Below are 502 nucleotides of genomic sequence, written 5' to 3'. Positions count from 1 at the left end.
ATACAAACTCGTTTATACTAAACAAGCAAAAAAGGATGCCAAGAAAGCAGCTTCTTCCGGTTTAAAATCAAAGATCAAAAACTTATTGGAGATCATTGAGGAAAATCCTTTTGAAGAATATCCTCCCTATGAAAAATTGGTTGGTAATTTGGAAGGAGCTTATTCGCGGAGAATTAACATTCAGCATCGGTTGGTTTATCAAGTCTACGAAAAAGAGAAAGTTGTTAAAGTAATCAGAATGTGGACTCATTACGACTAATCCGGTAGCATAACAAAACGTTTTAAATCGGACGCGAATGGGATTCGATAAAAACTTGATTGCCAGAAATTAATTCTGCTACTTCAACTAAATTATAATCCCCGCGCCGCTTAAACGTGGGTCGTTATACCCCCTCTTCCACTCAATAAATAATTGTCAGAATTGTTCGTTTTTCAATAGATTGGAGAAAGAAATAAACCCCAAGACTATGATTACAGATTATAAAGAAATTCAGCATTCGGC

General features: G+C 35.7%; 1 protein-coding gene. It reads left to right on the top strand.

Going from position 1 to position 502, the window contains the following annotated elements:
* A partial coding sequence (locus tag ACFSVN_RS04940) for a Txe/YoeB family addiction module toxin (RefSeq protein WP_390299489.1) occupies positions 1-259 on the top strand: 259 nt, incomplete at its 5' end.
* Between the last annotated feature and the right edge of the window lie 243 nt (positions 260-502).

This window comes from Gracilimonas halophila (assembly GCF_042684365.1).
Taxonomy (GTDB): Bacteria; Bacteroidota; Rhodothermia; order Balneolales; family Balneolaceae; genus Gracilimonas; species Gracilimonas halophila.
The sequence above is the reverse complement of the archived record's forward strand: the minus strand, read 5'-3'. Positions and strand labels throughout refer to the sequence as shown.